This window comes from Streptomyces fulvorobeus (assembly GCF_013167895.1).
In the GTDB taxonomy this organism is placed as follows: Bacteria; Actinomycetota; Actinomycetes; order Streptomycetales; family Streptomycetaceae; genus Streptomyces; species Streptomyces fulvorobeus.
This window is the reverse complement of the sequence record NZ_BLWC01000001.1, coordinates 3,054,599-3,070,904: the sequence shown is the minus strand read 5'-3', so window position 1 is coordinate 3,070,904 and position 16,306 is coordinate 3,054,599. Positions and strand designations below refer to the sequence as shown.

General features: G+C 72.2%; 13 protein-coding genes and 1 pseudogene. 7 read left to right on the top strand and 7 right to left on the bottom strand.

From position 1 onward, the window contains the following. Positions 1-11 precede the first annotated feature (11 nt). From Sfulv_RS13865 to Sfulv_RS13855, 3 genes are all read left to right on the top strand, one after another. Positions 12-2,081: a PhoX family protein gene (locus Sfulv_RS13865; protein ID WP_173317837.1), complete on the top strand. Its 2,070-nt coding sequence runs from the start codon at positions 12-14 to the stop codon at positions 2,079-2,081. Positions 2,082-2,321: 240 nt separating this feature from the next. Beyond that, positions 2,322-3,950, top strand: coding sequence for a hypothetical protein (locus Sfulv_RS13860; RefSeq protein WP_173313983.1), 1,629 nt, complete (start codon positions 2,322-2,324; stop codon positions 3,948-3,950). Between the two features lie 116 nt (positions 3,951-4,066). Continuing rightward, positions 4,067-4,474, top strand: coding sequence for an RNA-binding S4 domain-containing protein (locus Sfulv_RS13855; RefSeq protein ID WP_173313982.1), 408 nt, complete (start codon positions 4,067-4,069; stop codon positions 4,472-4,474). Positions 4,475-4,534: 60 nt separating this feature from the next. Here Sfulv_RS13855 and Sfulv_RS13850 read toward each other — a convergent pair. The 4 genes and pseudogenes from Sfulv_RS13850 to Sfulv_RS13835 form a co-directional block, all read right to left on the bottom strand. Continuing rightward, positions 4,535-6,480: pseudogene (locus Sfulv_RS13850) on the bottom strand (FUSC family protein). Between the two features lie 63 nt (positions 6,481-6,543). Further along, positions 6,544-6,789: a DUF2630 family protein gene (locus tag Sfulv_RS13845; protein WP_173313981.1), complete on the bottom strand. Its 246-nt coding sequence runs from the start codon at positions 6,787-6,789 to the stop codon at positions 6,544-6,546. Between the two features lie 28 nt (positions 6,790-6,817). Next, on the bottom strand, positions 6,818-7,768 hold the full coding sequence (locus Sfulv_RS13840) for an NADP-dependent oxidoreductase (protein WP_173317835.1): 951 nt from the start codon (positions 7,766-7,768) through the stop codon (positions 6,818-6,820). A 139-nt stretch (positions 7,769-7,907) separates the two neighbouring features. Continuing rightward, positions 7,908-8,213, bottom strand: coding sequence for a hypothetical protein (locus tag Sfulv_RS13835; RefSeq protein ID WP_173313980.1), 306 nt, complete (start codon positions 8,211-8,213; stop codon positions 7,908-7,910). 6 nt (positions 8,214-8,219) lie between these two features. On the opposite strand from Sfulv_RS13835, the gene Sfulv_RS13830 reads away from it, so the two are divergent. From Sfulv_RS13830 to Sfulv_RS13820, 3 genes are all read left to right on the top strand, one after another. Next, on the top strand, positions 8,220-8,633 hold the full coding sequence (locus Sfulv_RS13830; RefSeq protein WP_173313979.1) for a hypothetical protein: 414 nt from the start codon (positions 8,220-8,222) through the stop codon (positions 8,631-8,633). A gap of 104 nt (positions 8,634-8,737) precedes the next feature. Continuing rightward, positions 8,738-9,709, top strand: a complete 972-nt coding sequence (locus Sfulv_RS13825) for an ATP-binding cassette domain-containing protein (protein ID WP_173313978.1) — start codon at positions 8,738-8,740, stop codon at positions 9,707-9,709. After that, positions 9,706-10,566, top strand: a complete 861-nt coding sequence (locus Sfulv_RS13820) for an ABC transporter permease (protein WP_173313977.1) — start codon at positions 9,706-9,708, stop codon at positions 10,564-10,566. The genes Sfulv_RS13825 and Sfulv_RS13820 overlap by 4 nt, the downstream gene beginning before the upstream one ends. A gap of 129 nt (positions 10,567-10,695) precedes the next feature. Here the strand turns inward: Sfulv_RS13820 and Sfulv_RS13815 are convergent, their stop codons facing one another. The 3 genes from Sfulv_RS13815 to Sfulv_RS13805 all read right to left on the bottom strand — a co-directional run bounded on the left by Sfulv_RS13815 (position 10,696) and on the right by Sfulv_RS13805 (position 14,626). Further along, a complete protein-coding gene (locus Sfulv_RS13815) occupies positions 10,696-11,355 on the bottom strand; it encodes an FMN reductase (protein ID WP_173313976.1) in 660 nt (219 codons plus the stop codon). Positions 11,356-11,360: 5 nt separating this feature from the next. Beyond that, complete coding sequence (locus Sfulv_RS13810) at positions 11,361-12,485, bottom strand: LLM class flavin-dependent oxidoreductase (RefSeq protein ID WP_173313975.1); 1,125 nt, start codon at positions 12,483-12,485, stop codon at positions 11,361-11,363. 170 nt (positions 12,486-12,655) lie between these two features. After that, entirely contained in the window at positions 12,656-14,626 is a 1,971-nt protein-coding gene (locus tag Sfulv_RS13805; protein WP_173313974.1) for an NAD-binding protein, read from the bottom strand. A gap of 498 nt (positions 14,627-15,124) precedes the next feature. Between Sfulv_RS13805 and Sfulv_RS13800 the strand changes: the two genes are divergently transcribed. Then, positions 15,125-16,195 carry a PucR family transcriptional regulator gene (locus Sfulv_RS13800; RefSeq protein WP_173313973.1) on the top strand — a complete coding sequence of 357 codons (1,071 nt, stop codon included), beginning with the start codon at positions 15,125-15,127 and terminating at the stop codon, positions 16,193-16,195. Positions 16,196-16,306: the final 111 nt, after the last annotated feature.

The window sequence follows — 16,306 nt, the reverse complement described above, 5'->3', positions numbered from 1 at the left end:
AGGGAATCCACGTGCGCAATCTGCTGCCGCTCATCAGCTCGCATCCGGGCGGGCGCTCCGGGCTGACCTGCCGCTACCGCTGCGGTGACGCCTGCTTCCAGGAGATACCGAACACCAGCGACAACGAGTACGCCGGCGATGTCATCGCCGGTGCCCTGTCGCGCCGGTCGATGATGCGCGCCGCCGCCGTGGTGACCGTTGCCGCCGCTGCCGGGACCGCCGCACTCGCCGGACCGGCCGCTCCTCAGGCCGAGGCCGCCGCGCCCGCCGGCCCGGGCCGTACGCCGAACCACCCGGACAAGCCGTCCGGCGCGGGCGCCCGCGGGCTGCGCTTCGCGCCCGTGGCCCCCAACAGGAACGACAAGGTCACCATCCCGGAGGGTTACGAGCAGAACATCGTGCTCCGCTGGGGTGAGCCGATCCTGCGTGGCGCCCCCGCGTTCGACCCGGACCGTCAGACGGCGAAGGCGCAGGCGGGCCAGTTCGGGTACAACGTCGACTTCCTCTCCCTGCTCCCGCTGCGAGGCGAGCGCGGTCGCCAGGTCCTGGTCGCCAACCACGAGTACACGGACGAGAACCTCATGTTCCGTGGTTACGATCCGGCCAATCCCACCCGTGAGCAGGTCGAGATCGCCTGGGCGGCGCACGGGCTCTCCGTCGTCGTGGTCCAGGAGGAGCACCGCACCGGCAGGCTCGGCGCCGTCGGCCGCCACCCGCTGAACCGCCGACTGACCGCGACCAGCGAGTTCCAGGTCACCGGCCCGGCCGCGGGCAGCCCTCTGCTGCGTACGTCCGCCGACCCGTCCGGCCGCAAGGTGCTCGGCACGCTGAACAACTGCGCGGGCGGCACCACGCCGTGGGGTACCACGCTGCACGGCGAGGAGAACTTCAACCAGTACTTCGCCAACGGGTCCAGCGCCACCGACAAGCGCTACGGCATCGGTTCCAGCACCACCGAGCGCAAGTGGGAGCGGTTCGACAAGCGCTTCGACGTCGCGCAGGAGCCCAACGAGCCGCACCGCCACGGCTGGGTCGTCGAGCTCGACCCGTTCGACCCGGATTCCACCCCGCGCAAGCGGACCGCGCTCGGCCGTTTCAAGCACGAGGCGGCGCAGCCCCGGCTGACCTCAGACGGCCGGCCGGTCGTCTACATGGGTGATGACGAACGCTTCGACTACTTCTACAAGTTCGTCTCCAGCAAGCGGATGAAGAAGGGGAACTCCCGGGCCGCCCGCGAGCACAACCTGACGCTGCTGGACGAGGGCACGCTGTACGTGGCCAAGCTGACCGGTGACTCCCCGGCCGCCGAGTTCGACGGCACCGGGAAGCTGCCGAGCGACGGCGAGTTCGACGGCAGCGGTGTCTGGATTCCGCTGGCGACCGACGGCGTCTCGCACGTGCCCGGCATGACCGCCGAAGAGGTGTACGTCTTCACCCGCCTGGCCGGTGACAAGGTCGGTGCCACGAAGATGGACCGCCCCGAGGACGTCGAGCCGTCGCCGCGCACCGGCCGTGTCTACGTCGCGCTCACCAACAACACCGACCGCGGCAAGGCGGGCAAGCCCGGCGCGGACGAGGCGAACCCCCGCAACCTGAACAAGCACGGCCAGATCCTTGAGCTGGCGGAGCACTGGGACGACCCGGCGGGCGACGGCTTCGCCTGGCGGCTCTTCCTCGTCGCGGGTGACCCGAACGACCCCTCGACGTACTTCGCCGGCTTCCCCAAGGAGAAGGTCAGCCCCATCTCCTGCCCGGACAACGTGGCCTTCGACGACCACGGGAACCTGTGGATCTCCACGGACGGCAACCAGCTCGGCTCCCACGACGGCCTGTTCGGTGTCGCCACTCAGGGTGAACTGCGCGGTGAGCTGAAGCAGTTCCTCACCGTCCCGACCGGCGCGGAGACCTGTGGCCCGGTGATCCAGGACCGCCGTGTCCTGGTCGCCGTGCAGCACCCGGGTGAGGTCGACGGCGCCACCGTCGACAAGCCGGCGAGCAGCTGGCCGGACGGTCCGGGGAAGATCGTCCGCCCGTCCGTCGTCGCCGTGTGGCGCAAGGACGGCAGGGACATCGGCGTCTGACCGCACGCCGCACCCGCCGCCGGACCGGCCCCGCATCAGCCCTGTGCCCCATGAGGTGCGGGGCTGACGCGCGTCGTGCAGAGATACGCACGCGGCCGCCAGGCATCTTGCTAGCCTGTCCCGCCGGTGGCCTGACGGTCAGTCAGCCTGCTCTGACCTGCTCGTACCTCACGGAAGGCCCCCCATGGGAATCCCGTCCCGCAGAACGCGTCTCGCGGCCTGTGCCGTGGTGGCGGGGCGGTGCTGACGGCACTCGTCCCGCCCGCCGGTGCCACCGCGGCCCCCGCCGTCCCCCGTACGGCGGTCACGGCGGAGGGCGGTCCGGTGCCGGGCGGCGAGGGAATGCCCGACGACGGGTTCGAGGACGAATCCGAGAGCGAGCAGGACGACCTCGCCCCCGCCGGGCCGTCCGCCCAGGGCGACGGCGGAGTGCGGGGAGCTCCGGTCCCGGGCCGGGCGGGGGACTTCCGCCTGGCGGCGGGTTCCAGCCTCACGCGTCTCGTGGACCAGCTCGGCGCGGCCCTGCCCGAGCAGGGCCTCACCGAGCTCATGGAGCAGGCGAACCGGCGCTCGGAGTGGGAGGGGGACTGCGGCGCCACCGGTATCCACGGTCCGGATCTCGCGACGAACCACCGCATCTGCTGGCAGAACGACGACGCCACCTCCAGCGAGTGGGTGCCGCAGGCCATCACCGGAGTCTCCGACGCCCAGGAGGACGAGGACTGGGGCACGTCCACCGCGGAGCCGATCGCCGTGGCCGCGTACGACGCCCGGAACCCCGGCCGCAGTGACTACGCGGCGGGCGCCGACAACTGCGTACAGGACTCCGCGTCCGACGCCTGCAACGAGAAGGGTGTCCGGGTCAGCTTCTTCAACCAGGCCACCAGGATGTACCGGCACGCGCTGCTGGTCTGGCCCTATGTGAACTCCAGGAAGAACATCTCCTTCGACGCGGTGCACGCACGCGAGGGGACGTGCACGACCAGTGTGACCACCGCCTGCAAGGCGCAGAACGGCATCCACGCCGGCGGGATGGTCTGGTACGGCAACCACCTGTACGTCGCCGACACCTCCAACGGCATGCGGGTCTTCGACATGCGCCGGATCCTGGACCTGAACCCGGACAACAACGCCGACGTCAACGACCCCACCCCGGACGGGCTGGTCAGCGACGTCGTGGACAAGAAGCGGGTCGGCCGCCAGAGCAACGTCTGGTACGGCTACGGCTACCGCTACGTCATGCCCCAGGTGGCCACGCTGAAGTTCACGGCGGCCAGGAACACCGGCACCACCAGCGGCAACCAGTGCTACGCCACCGGTCGCCCGAAGGCTTCGTACATCTCCCTCGACCGGACGGGGACGGACCACCTGATCCTGGGCGAGTACTGCAACACCGCCAACGGAGGCACCAGCCCCGGCCGGGTCGGCACCTACCCGATGACCGCCCTGACAGCCGCGGTCCAGGGCGCCGCGGGGACCGCAGCCGGCGCCGACCTCGCGTTCGGCCTGCCGACCGGGGCCACCTTCAAGGGTGAGGACCTGTGGCACAAGATCCAGGGCGTGGTGCGGTACGAGGGCGTGTGGTACTTCCATCGCAGCAACGCCTACGACAACGGACGGCTGCTTCAGGCCACTCCGCAGAAGGTCGGCGGTACGACCCAGCTCGTCGGCAACCCGAAGATCCTGGAGTCGTCCTTCGGGCCGGAGGATCTCTATCTCGCACACGGACGGGGCGACGGCCTCGCCCCGCAGCTCTGGTCCCTGAGTGAGCACGCCCCGAGCACCGGCTGCCCGGGTGCAAGCGGGAGATGTACAGCTACAAGATGTCCGAGGTCATCGGCGACTTCCGGCCCTGACGGCCTGCGCTGATTCCCTGCTGCGAGCCCCTGTCCCGGCCGCCGCGATCCTCGCCGGGCGCCGTACGGACGGACGAGAAGTCCAGCTGTGCGGCGCTCGCGCGCGTACGCCGCACTAGAGTCGGTGCCATGGTTTCGGGTGAGGCACCGCAGACGGAGGGCAGCGTCCGCGTCGACGTCTGGATCTGGTCGGTCCGGCTGACGAAGACCCGGTCGCAGGCCGCGGCCGCCTGCCGGGCGGGACACGTACGGGTCAACGGTGACCGGGCCAAGCCCGCGCAGGCGCTGCACGCCGGCGACGAGGTGCGGCTGCGCCACGACGGCCGGGACCGGATCGTGGTCGTGTCCAAGCTCGTGAAGAAGCGGGTCGGCCCGCCGGTGGCCGCCGAGTGCTTCGTCGACAACAGCCCGCCTCCGCCGCCCCGCGAGATCGCGCTCCAGGTGCCCGTCCGCGACCGGGGGACGGGCCGCCCCACCAAGCGCGACCGGCGTGAGATGGAGCGCCTTCAGGAGCGGGGCCCCGGTCCGGCCCGCTGACCGGTCGCTCGGCGTTGTTTCACGTGAAACGGCGGCCGGCCGGGAGGTCGCCCGGGGACCCTATGGCTGCGGCGAGGCGATCGCCCTGGCCGCGGCCACTTCCTGACGGAGGGGCTCCAGCACGCTGTCCTCGTCCCCCGGCAGCTCGGCCCGCACCTCCACCAGCTCCTCACTCGACCGCAGCCCATCCGACAGCTCCCGCAACTGCTGCTCGATCGCGGCCACCTCGGCGGGCAGGGGCGCCGCCGCCCCGTGGTTGACCCGCACCCGGGCCGCCGTCGTCGTGTCCACGATCCGTTCGACGGCGACGACCAGCGGCCACCAGGCGGCCGCGCGCGCCCCGACCGGAGGCGGTTCCGTCAGCGCCCGCTGGAACTCGCTCCGTACGGCCGACAGGTCGCGGTAGAGCCGGCGCCTGGCCCGTACCCGTTCCGCCTGGTCGGCGTCGAGGCCGTCGAAGGCGCAGGCCACGTAGTCGGCGATGTCCGTCACCGCGTCCGCCAGCTGGGACCCGATCCGGGTGTGCCAGCTCTCCGGCCAGAGCAGATAGCCGGCCACGAGCACGATGGCACAGCCGATCAGGCTGTCCAGGAGCCGTGGCTGGACCAGGGCGATGCCCTGGTGGTTGAGCAGATCCGAGAGCAGCAGGATGACCGGGGTGATCGCCGCCGTCTGGAAGGCGTACCCCTTCGCCGTGAGCGCCGGGATCAGCGCGGCGAGCACCACCATGACGGGCACGTCCCACCAGCCGATGGGCACCTGGGCCAGCACAGGCGCCGCGATCACCAGCCCGGCCGCTGTGCCGACCGCGCGCAGTACGGCCCGTGAGAAGACCGAGCCGAAGTCCGGCTTGAGGACGAACGTGACGGTCAGCGCCACCCAGTAGGACCGTTCCACGGCGATCAGCGAGGTGAGCGCCTGGGCGAGGCCGATGCACAGGGCCAGGCGCAGCCCGTACCGCCAGGAGCTCTCCGAGAACAGCACACCGCGGGCCGCCCGCCGGACGCGTACGCCGAGCGCGGCGGGGCGTCCGAGCCGGTCGTCGACGTTGTACGGGTCGGGTTCGGCCTTGTGGACGACGGCCGCGGCATGCCTCAGGGCACTGTCGACGGCGCGCGTGGCGGGCGATTCGGGGGCCGGCAGGTCGAGCACCGGCTCACCTTCGCGGCTCAGCTCGACGTCGTCCGCCAGTGCGCGCACCGCTGCCGGAATCAGGCCGGGCAGCGGGCGCCGGGTCAGATGGACGGCGGGCGCGGCCTCGACGAGCGGGATGACGACGTTGAGCTGGGACAGCAGCCGCACCATGGAAGGGCTGCGCCCGTGATAGCGCGCCCGGCGCGCCAGGACCAGATCGTAGGAGGCGTCGAGCGACTGGGTGACGGTCTGGCGCCGCTCCTCGTACGCGGGCGTGCCTGCGGCGGCCAGGAGTTCGGCGACGGCCCGGTAGGTGCCGGCCACAGCCACCCGTTCGGGGAGCTTGCCGCGCAGCGGCCAGGCGAGCAGCGTCAGGACGAGCACCACCAGGCCGCCGAGCGTCAGCAGCAGGGGGCCAGCCACCAGGGGTCGGGCATGGGAAGCCCGGAGCCGACCACGGAGTTGAGGAGGAGCAGGAGGCCCGAGACGGAGGCCACGGCGCCGATCGTCGACATCATCCCGGAGACCAGGGCGATGACGGTGAGCACGCCCACCGCCGCCCAGCCGGTGTCGAAGACGAGGATTCCCAGCATCATGCCGAGCGCGCCGAAGAGCTGGGGCACGGCGATGTTCAGGACGCGCATCCGGTAGGCGTCGGCGGTGTCTCCGATGACACCGGACAGCGCGCCCATCGAGACGAGCGCGCCGTACGCCGGCCGGTCGACGGCGAAGCCCACGGCGAGCGGGGCGCTCAGGGCCACGGAGGCGCGGGCGACGGCCGCCCAGGGGATGGGGGTGGGCTGCGGGCGCAGCCCGCTCCGCAGCCAGGGCGGCGGTGCCGCGCGCTTCCGTCCGGCGTCGGCCCCGGCCACTGCGCGCCCCTCCGTACGTCCTCGCCGCGGCCCCGTGCCGCCGCCCTGTGCGTCCCTGCTCAGTCAGTTCTCGTAGTTCTCGACCTCCTCGGCCGGCCTGACCTCCGCCGTCGACGGGTCCTCACCGAATTCACTGAGGGCACGGCGGCGGCGCAGCAGGTCCCAGCACTGGTCGAGACGCACCTCTACCGTACGCAGCCGTGCCTTCTCCTCGTCGGAGAGGCCCATCTTCGCGGTGGAGCGGTCGCGCAGGGACCGTTCCTCGGCGATCAGCGCGTCGATGGTGTCGAAGATGTCCTGGTCGCCCATGGTGTCTTCCTCAATCGGGGGAGTGCGGTCAGAGAACGAAGAGCGTCTTGCCGCGCGCCCCGCCGGCCCGGTTCTCGGCGAGTGCCCGCGGGGCCTTCTCCAGCGGGAGCTCGACGTCGATGGGCACGCTCAGGGCGCCGCTCGCGCTCGCCTTCGCGAGGGTGGAGAGCAGGACGGCTGTCGGGATCAGCCGGAAGTCGGCGCACCTGGCCCCCGCGGGGGCGGTTGGCGGGCCCGCGGCGCCCCGGGAGCTGAGGGCGACACCGCCCCTGCGGACCAGCGCGGCGTGCGCGGCGAACGAGGCCGGGTCGGTGGAGACGAGGTCGACGAGCGCGTCGACGCCGTCCGGGCACGTCTCGCGCACCGCCGCTTCGAGCGCCCCCGCCCAGACCGTCGTGTCGATGGTGGCGGTGGCCCCGAGCGCACCCATCCGGGTCCGCTCGTCGCCGCGTACCGCCGCGATCACCCGCACGTCACGGGCGGCGGCGAGCTGGGTCAGACAGCTTCCGACGCCGCCCGCCGCCCCGATGACGAGCAGCCGTCCGCCGGGGCGCACGGCCGCCGCCTTCAGGAGCTGCGCGGCGGCCATCCCCGCCGAGGGGAGCGCGGCGGCGTCCCGGGGTGCCAGGTCCCGGGGGGACAGGACGATCGGGGAGTCCTGCGGTACGCAGACGTACTCGCAGTAGGTGCCCGCTCGCCGTACGGCCGTCCCGACCCGGCCGAGTACCGGGTCACCCACCCGGAAGGGGTTGTCGCCACTGCCGATCATGTCGACCCTGCCCGCGAAGTCCACGCCGATGACCAGGGGGAACACCGGCCGGTCCGCTGCACTCCAGGAGGCGTCGGGGCTCTGCCAGTCGTGCGGGTTGAGGGCCGCGTACTCGATCTTCACCCGTACCTCGCCCGCCGCCGGTTCCGGCTTGGGGACCTCGACGGGACCGGGCTCCGCGCGGAACGCGCTGACGGCGATGGCTCGCATGGGCAGGACCTCCCAGTCGCCCCCGACGGTCACGATTCCCACTGTCGCCCGGCCCGCGCGGGAACGCACGTCGGACTCTCCGCGCCCCGCCCCCGTACGGAACCGGGGTCGCCCGGCCCTCGTACGCGACCGGCACCGCCTACCGGGTCCCGGCCGTCCGGCGTGTCAGCACCGCCCGTGCCACGACCGCGCCCACGGCCAGGACGAGCAGCACCAGCGAGCCGATCGCGGACCGGACACCGCAGTACCGCAGCCATCCCACCGTGTCGCGCAGCCGGTCCGCGCGGTCGGCCGACAGGGCACGGAGAGGTAGGTGCGCACCCGCCCAGGGAATCCCGGACGGGGACGCCGCGCCCCGGGCCGTACGCCAGTCGAGTTGCCGGGCGGGGCGGCCGGGTGTGCGCTGGAGGAACGGGGACGGGGACGGGGACGAGGGAAGGAGCACTGCGCCATGGCCACACACGCAGCCATGCCGAGCCGAGGGCCCCAGGGGTCCGGCGCGCGCGGGACGGCCCGGCACCACAGCCCGCTCGCCTGGGCGCTGCCCCTGGCCCTGGGTGTGATCTTCGGTCTCTACGCGGCGTTCATCGAGCGGGACGGCGGTCCGGCCACCGGCGGGCAGGTCGTGCTCGGACTGGTCTCCGGAGCGGCTCTCGCCGCGCTCTGCTTCGTCCTGGGCCGCTGCCGGCACGCGCTGCCGCGCGAACTGCGGGCGGCGGCGTTCGGCGCGCTGACGGCATGTGCGATCGGTTTTCTGGTCAGTCTCACCAATAGCGGCGTGGTGAGGTCCGCCGTCATGGGAGTGTCGGTCGGAGCCGGCGTCTTCTGCGTGGCCTTCTACGTCTACTACACGCGGGAGGACTGAACGCGGAGGGATCAGCACCGCGTCACCGCCGGTCGCGGCCGCCGGAGCGCTCGGCGGTCGCTTTCGCCGCGTTACCGCCCCCTCGCACCGACAAGGAATGGAACATGACGACGGAACTGGCCATCGAGACCAACGGGCTGGTGAAGATCTTCGGAGAGAACCGTGCGGTCGACGGCGTGGACCTCGCCGTCGCACCCGGCACGGTCTACGGCGTCCTCGGGCCGAACGGCGCCGGGAAGACCACCACCGTACGGATGCTGGCGACGCTCCTGCGCCCGGACGGCGGCGAGGCCCGGGTCTTCGGCAAGGACGTCGTGAAGGACGCCGACGCCGTACGCGGCCTGGTCAGCCTCACCGGGCAGTACGCCTCGGTGGACGAGGACCTGACCGGCACCGAGAACCTGGTCCTGCTCGCCCGGCTCCTCGGGCACGCGAGGCCCGCGGCCCGTACCCGCGCCGACCAGTTGCTGGAGGCGTTCGGGCTGAGCGAGGCGGCGGGCAAGCAGGTGAAGAACTACTCGGGCGGCATGCGCCGCCGCATCGACATCGCCGCGTCCATCCTGAACACCCCGCAGCTGCTCTTCCTCGACGAGCCGACGACCGGGCTCGACCCGCGCAGCCGCAACCAGGTGTGGGACATCGTGCGGGCCGTCGTCGCCCAGGGCACGACGGTGATGCTGACCACCCAGTACCTGGACGAGGCCGACCAGCTGGCCTCCCGGATCGCGGTCATCGACCACGGCAAGGTCATCGCCGAGGGCACGAAGGGCGAACTGAAGGCGTCGGTCGGCGCCGGCTCCGTACATCTGCGGCTGCGGGAGGCCGAACAGCGCCCCGAGGCCGAGCGGGTGCTCTCCGCCGCGCTCGACGCCACCGTGCAACTGGACCCCGACCCGGTCGCCCTCACCGCCCGGGTCAACGGACACGGCACCGAACAGGGCGCGGCCGAACAGGCCGCACGCGCCCTCGCGGAGCTGGCCCGCCGCGGGATCACCGTGGACAACTTCTCGCTCGGACAGCCCAGCCTCGACGAGGTCTTCCTCGCGCTCACGGACCGGAAAGGAGTGGCGGCATGACCACCACGACCGACAGGACAGGGTCGTCCGAGGACACCGCGCTCGCCACGCCCGACGCGGAGACTCTGGCCGCCCTGCTGGTCGGCCAGAAGCGGCCGCCGAGGCCGAGCGCGCTGTCGGCGTCGCTCACCTTCGGGTGGCGGGCCATGCTGAAGATCAAGCACGTACCGGAGCAGCTCTTCGACGTGACGGCGTTCCCGATCATGATGGTGCTGATGTACACGTACCTCTTCGGCGGGGCGCTGGCCGGTTCCACCCAGGAGTACATCCAGTTCCTGCTGCCCGGCATCCTCGTGATGAGCGTCGTGATGATCACCATGTACACGGGTGTCGCGGTCAACACGGACATCACCAAGGGAGTCTTCGACCGCTTCCGCACGCTGCCGATCTGGCGGCCGGCGGCGATGGTCGGCTACCTGCTCGGTGACGTCCTGCGGTACGTCCTGGCCTCCGCGGTGATGCTGACGGTCGGCATGATCATCGGTTACCGGCCGGACGGCGGCCCGCTCGGGGTGCTGGCGGGGGTGGCCCTGCTGGTGGTGTTCTCGTTCGCGTTCTCGTGGATCTGGACCATGTTCGGGCTGATGCTGCGCACCGAGAAGTCCGTCATGGGCGTCAGCATGATGGTGATCTTCCCGCTGACGTTCCTGAGCAACGTCTTCGTCGACCCGGGCACGATGCCGGGCTGGCTCCAGGTGTTCGTCAACAACAGCCCGGTGACGCATCTCGCCTCCGCCGTACGGGAGCTGATGGCCGGTGCTTGGCCCGCGGCGGAGATCGCCTGGTCGCTGGGGTGGTCGGCGCTGTTCCTGGTGGTGTTCGGCTCCGTGACGATGCGGCTCTACAACCGCAAGTGACCATGCTCGCTCGCGCGGGCTCTGGTCGCACAGCACCTTGGCCGGGCACGGATCTGTCGCCCGCGCTCGGGGAAGGGAGGGGCGGCCCGCGTCAGGCGGGCCGCCCCTCCTCCACCGTGCTCGGTCCTGTCAGTCCAGGCGGAGGCCGGCGAGCTGCTGCTCGAACGGCACGACCACGTCCTCGCCGTCGTCCGGGCCGGGCGCCCCCGACGCCCCGGAGACCGTCCGGCCCAGGACCGCGGACGCGAGTTCGCCGCCGGCCCGTTGGATACGGGAGGGCAGGCCCTCGGTGTACTCGTCGCCCGACGAGCCCCAGTCCTCCGACGCCGCGTACACGGACGTCGGCAGGGTCACGGCCCGCAGGTAGGCGAAGAGCGGCCGGAGCGCGTGCTCCAGGACCAGCGAGTGCCGGGCCGTGCCGCCCGTCGCGGCGAGCACGACGGGCTTGCCGGTCAGCGCGGTGTGGTCGATCAGGTCGAAGAACGACTTGAACAGTCCGCTGTACGAGGCGGTGAAGACCGGCGTCACGGCGATCAGGCCGTCCGCCTCCGTCACCGCTTCGACCGCCTCCTTCAGGGCACGCGGCGGGAAGCCGGTGACCAGGTTGTTGGCGATGTCGACGGCCAGATCGCGCAGCTCGACGACCCGCACGTCGACCCTGCGGTCCTGGCCGGCCTCCAGCCGCTCGCGGGCGGCCCCGGCCAGCCGGTCGGCCAGCAGCCGGGTGGAGGAGGGGCTGCTCAGCCCGGCCGAGACGGCGACGATCTTCAGGGGTGCGGTGGCGGACACGGTTCTCAGACCTCCTCGGTGACAGAAGCGGCGGAAGTGGCCTTGATCGCGGCAGCGGCTTCGCGGGCGGCGGTGACCGCCGGGTGGACCGGGCTCTCCGGCACTCCGGCCGGCCGCAGCCTGGCGAACTCCTCGCGCAGCACCGGCACGACCTCTTCGCCGAGGATGTCGAGCTGCTCCAGGACCGTCTTGAGCGGCAGCCCCGCGTGGTCCATCAGGAACAGCTGGCGCTGGTAGTCGCCGACCGACTCGCGGAAGGTGAGGGTCCGCTCGATGACCTCCTGCGGCGAGCCGACGGTCAGCGGGGTCTGCTCGGTGAAGTCCTCCAGCGATGGCCCGTGGCCGTAGACCGGCGCGTTGTCGAAGTACGGGCGGAACTCCCGTACCGCGTCCTGCGAGTTCTTCCGCATGAACACCTGGCCGCCTAGGCCCACGATGGCCTGCTCCTCGGTGCCGTGCCCGTAGTGGGCGAAGCGCCTGCGGTAGAGCCTCACCATCTTCTCGGTGTGTTCCATGGGCCAGAAGATGTTGTTGTGGAAGAAGCCGTCGCCGTAGTACGCGGCCTGTTCGGCGATCTCCGGGGAGCGGATCGAGCCGTGCCAGACGAACGGCGGGACGCCGTCCAGCGGGCGCGGGGTGGCGGTGAAGGACTGGAGCGGTGTGCGGAACTTCCCCTCCCAGTCGACCACGTCCTCGCGCCACAGCCTGTGGAGCAGCGCGTAGTTCTCGATCGCCATCGGGATGCCCTGACGGATGTCCTTGCCGAACCAGGGGTAGACCGGTCCGGTGTTGCCGCGCCCCATCATCAGGTCGACGCGCCCGTCCGCCAGGTGCTGGAGGGTGGCGTAGTCCTCGGCGATCTTCACCGGGTCGTTGGTGGTGATGAGCGTGGTGGAGGTGGAGAGGATCAGCTTCTCGGTGCGGGCGGCGACGTAGCCGAGCGTGGTCGTCGGCGAGGACGGGACGAACGGCGGGTTGTGGTGCTCACCGGTCGCGAAGACGTCCAGCCCCACTTCCTCGGCCTTGAGCGCGATCTCGATCGTCGCCTTGATGCGCTCGTGCTCGCTCGGTGCCCGGCCGGTCGTGGGGTCGGTGGTGACGTCTCCGACGGTGAAGATCCCGAACTGCATGACGCCCGCCTCCAGAGGTTGATTTGGTTGAATGTTGAACTATGTGAACACACCTTACAACCAGGCATCCGGGTGACCTATTCCGTGGCCCCGCGGCGCGCAGCGTCACCCCGCCCGGCCGATGGGCGGCCTGCGGCAGAGGTCGGCCGGGGGGCCGTTCACCGACGCGGTCAGCGGCGCGTCATCGTCCGCTGCCCGCGCAGGAGTTCCGCCAGGCCGCGACGGGTCGCGGCGATCACCACGCGGTCCTCGGGGCGCAGTACGTACCCGGGGTGCAGGTCCCAGACCAGGCCGAGCGGCTGCCCGCTCACCCCGGCGGCCGTCAGGTCCGGCCGCCGGTCGGCGGGCGGGGTGGCATCCAGGGCCAGTACCCGCCAGGCGCCCGCCTCGAATGCCTGTTCGACCGTCCGGTCCACCAGCTGAGAGTGGCCCGCCACCTCCAGCGCGGCGAACAGCATGACCTTCCGCTCGACCGGGATCGCCCCGAGGATCTGCCGGCCCATCATGGCGCCCGCGAAGGACGGGGCGGCCAGGTGCGAGACGGACCGGGAACGGGTCAGCGCCTGGGGATGGGCGGTGCGCAGGGTGCGGTACACGGCGGTGGCGAACTCGTCGTCGTACAGGCGCAGCGCCACCCGCAGGTCGGGCTTGACCGAGCGGGCGTACAGCGTGGCCTCCAGATTCGTGGTGTCGACGCTGGTCAGGGCCAGCAGGGCCCCCGCGCGGTGGATCTTCGCCGCCTCCAGGACACCCTCCTGCGTGACGTCGCCGATGACCGTCGGCACGTGCAGGCTCCTGGCCAGCGGCACGCCACGCGCCTCCGGGTCCTCCTCCACGACGACCACGGGGATGTTCAGTTCGCGTAACCGCACCAGGACCCGCGTTCCGATCTTGCCGAGTCCCAGCAGGACCACGTGCCCGGACAGCCCGCGCGGCGGGCGGCGCAGCGAGGAGGTGGTGCGCAGCGAACCGAACGTCTCCAGGACGGCGGCCACCAGCAGGGGCAGCAGCATCAGCCCCGCCAGGCCGGAGAGCAGCTGGATGATCTGGCGGCCCGGTGACCCGTCGAGCGCCGGATCGCCCATCGCGAACAGGTCGAGCAGTGTGAGGTAGGCCGCGTGGAGGGGGTGGTAGCCGGTGGTCAGCACCGAGGCGACCGCCAGGGCGACCACGGCCGCGGCGACACCCGCCGCCGACCAGCGCAGCCGCCGGGAGAACACCTGGCTCAACGGTGCGCCCCGCCCGCCCATCCGCTGCGCCGGACGGACCGCGTCCGCCTGGCTGATGTGTTCGAGGACGATCGTCCCGCGCCCGGGTGCGGCCGTCACCGAGGCCGCGTCCGGGAGGAGCTGGGGGCCCTCGGCGCCGCTGCTGTCGGAACCCTCGGCGCCCGCCGGGTCGTGTGTGGTGGAGGAGAGCAGCGCGAGCGTGCAGAGACCCGGGTCGGCCGTCTCGCCAGGGCGCGGCGGCGGCCGTTCGGCGGCCCGCAGGAGCAGCCCCTCGGCCTGGATGATCCTGCTGCTTCCGCTGAGCGCGGTGGCGGCGAGTGCGGGGGCCGCCGTGTCCGCGTCGGACAGGACGGTGGTGGAGGCGTCCAGCGCCGCCTGGTCGAGTCCGGGCATGGCCAGTACCGCTGCCTGGTCGAGCAGCGTCTCGAGGTGCTGGCCGAGCTTGCGGTTGTAGAGCCGGATCACCAGGCGCAGGCGCGGATTGAGGCGCCGGGCGGTCAGGGCGGCGCGGATGTTGCGCTCGTCGTCCTCGTAGACGAGCGCGAGCGCGGCGGCCCGCTCGATGCCCGCCTCCTCGAACACGTCGTCGGAGGGCTCCGCCGCCTCCAGGATGCGGACGGCCTCGACCCCGGCGTTGGTGTCGCCGGCCGGACTGTCGGCGCCGCCGTTGCGGTTCATCGCGGCCGACATCCGCCCGAACAGGGCTGCGGCACGCCCGCGTTGGGTCAACGGCTGCTCCGGGTGGCCGGGTTCGCCACCCGGCGGGACGAGCAGGGTGACCCGCTCGCCGTAGACGTAACGCAGCTCCACGGCGAGGCGCCTGGCCAGTGTGTCGTCACCGCAGACGACCATGTGTCCGGCCACGGGGGCGCGTTGGGGCTGCTGAGGGAGTGGGGGCACGAAACCCAGCATGCCTTGCTCCTCGGGGTTCGGTCCGGCAGGTCGGTGATCTTCGCGTGACGAGTGCGCGGACCGGCGAGGCGAGGCGACCGGGCAGCGCTCGCCGGGACCGCAGCGGCGCCCCGGCTGGTACGACGACGGAGAGCGCGGCTTTCGTTCCGCAGGGCGCGGCGCTCCTGCTCTCTGCCTCTCTGCACGGCTTATCCGAAAGGTGCGTCCGAACGGCAAAGAGGCCCGGTGTGTCCGAATGGGAGGAGGCGCCCGGCTGCCGCGTCACCGCGTACGGCTGTGCGGCAGCCGGGCCGTCCCCCGTGTTCCCCCGTGCGTTCCCCCGCGCACCCCCCCCCGTGTGGTGCTGACCGGATGGTGTCAGCCGGGGCTTCGCCGTCGCACTGCCGGAATCCGGCAATCTTTACGTGTTGCTGATGCCGGGCACTCGCACCTGTCCGGAGGCGTTAGGAAGGCGTCGGAGACCTATCAGGACCGGAGCGGGAAGGCGGAGGGACACGCGTGGCGGAGCCGGAGATTCCCGCGGAGGCCCTGGGGGACTACGCCCGCATACTGAGCGAAGTCGCCTCCACCGGACGCCGGTTGACCCGGGAGGAGCTGGAGTCCCGCCGCCTCCTGGGCCGTGAAGCCGCCGAGGCCGGTCATCAGCTGCGTGCCCTGGTGGGCATGCACCTGGCCGAGACCCGCACCGCCTGGCCGCGGACCGCGACCGCGTCGGCCACCACCGCCGACTCCGTGCTCGCCGCCGTGGAGCAGGCGGTCGACGCCTTCGCCGAGGGCTTCGAGCGCGCCCAGCGACTCACCGTACGCCGCGAGGAAGCGGCGCGGCGGGAGTTCATCGACGACCTGCTGTACGGGCGCAGCGACCTCGGCCGCCTCGCCGAGCGGGCCACCCGCTTCGGGCTGCGGCTCTCGCGCGCCCACGCTGTCGCGGTGGCGGCGGGTCCGGAGGCGTACACCGAGACGGACCCCGTGCCGCGGAACGTGGAGGCGGCTCTGCTGGCCCGCTTCGGCAGCCGCAAGATCCTGCTGACGACGAAGGACGGGCGGCTGGTCTGCATCGCGCCCGGCAGCCAGCCCGACGTCCTGCGGTACTTCGCCAAGCAGGCCCACGCGGCGACCGACGGCGGACAGGTCGCGGTGGGCCGGCCGCACCAGGGGCCCGGTGGCGTCGTCCACTCGTACGACGAAGCGCTCGACGCCCTCGACCTGGCGCGGCGGATGGGGCTCGACGAGCCGGTGCTGTACGCGTCCGACCTGCTGGTCTACCCGGTGCTGACCCGGGACCGGGAGGCGATGGCCGACCTGGTGCGCAGCGAGCTGGGCCCGCTCCAGAAGGCCAGGGGCGGCGCGGAACCGCTGCTGAACACGCTCTCGGTCTACTTCGACGCGGGCTGTGTCGCGGCGGAGACGGCCCGCCGGCTGGCGCTGAGCGTGCGTGCCCTGACGTACCGGCTGGAGCGCATCCGCCAGCTGACCGGCTCGGACCCCTCCGACCCGGTGCACCGCTACACGCTCCAGACCGCGGTGATCGGTGCCCGCCTCCTGGACTGGCCGGCGAAGGAGCTCTGACCAGGGGGGCGGGGCGGCCGGGGGCGCGGCGCCCAGGGGGTACGCGCTCGGGGCGCGCACCGGCTGACCGCGGACCGGTGGTCAGCCGGTCCCCGGTCATCCGGTGGTACG

Excerpts from the sequence above, each read along its gene's own strand:
- Sfulv_RS13805 (WP_173313974.1), bottom strand. The coding sequence starts at position 14,626 with ATGCTGGGTTTCGTGCCCCCACTCCCTCAGCAGCCCCAACGCGCCCCC.
- Sfulv_RS13825 (WP_173313978.1), top strand. The coding sequence starts at position 8,738 with ATGACGACGGAACTGGCCATCGAGACCAACGGGCTGGTGAAGATCTTC.
- Sfulv_RS13840 (WP_173317835.1), bottom strand. The coding sequence starts at position 7,768 with ATGCGAGCCATCGCCGTCAGCGCGTTCCGCGCGGAGCCCGGTCCCGTC.
- Sfulv_RS13820 (WP_173313977.1), top strand. The coding sequence starts at position 9,706 with ATGACCACCACGACCGACAGGACAGGGTCGTCCGAGGACACCGCGCTC.
- Sfulv_RS13830 (WP_173313979.1), top strand. The coding sequence starts at position 8,220 with ATGGCCACACACGCAGCCATGCCGAGCCGAGGGCCCCAGGGGTCCGGC.
- Sfulv_RS13855 (WP_173313982.1), top strand. The coding sequence starts at position 4,067 with ATGGTTTCGGGTGAGGCACCGCAGACGGAGGGCAGCGTCCGCGTCGAC.
- Sfulv_RS13845 (WP_173313981.1), bottom strand. The coding sequence starts at position 6,789 with ATGGGCGACCAGGACATCTTCGACACCATCGACGCGCTGATCGCCGAG.
- Sfulv_RS13810 (WP_173313975.1), bottom strand. The coding sequence starts at position 12,485 with ATGCAGTTCGGGATCTTCACCGTCGGAGACGTCACCACCGACCCCACG.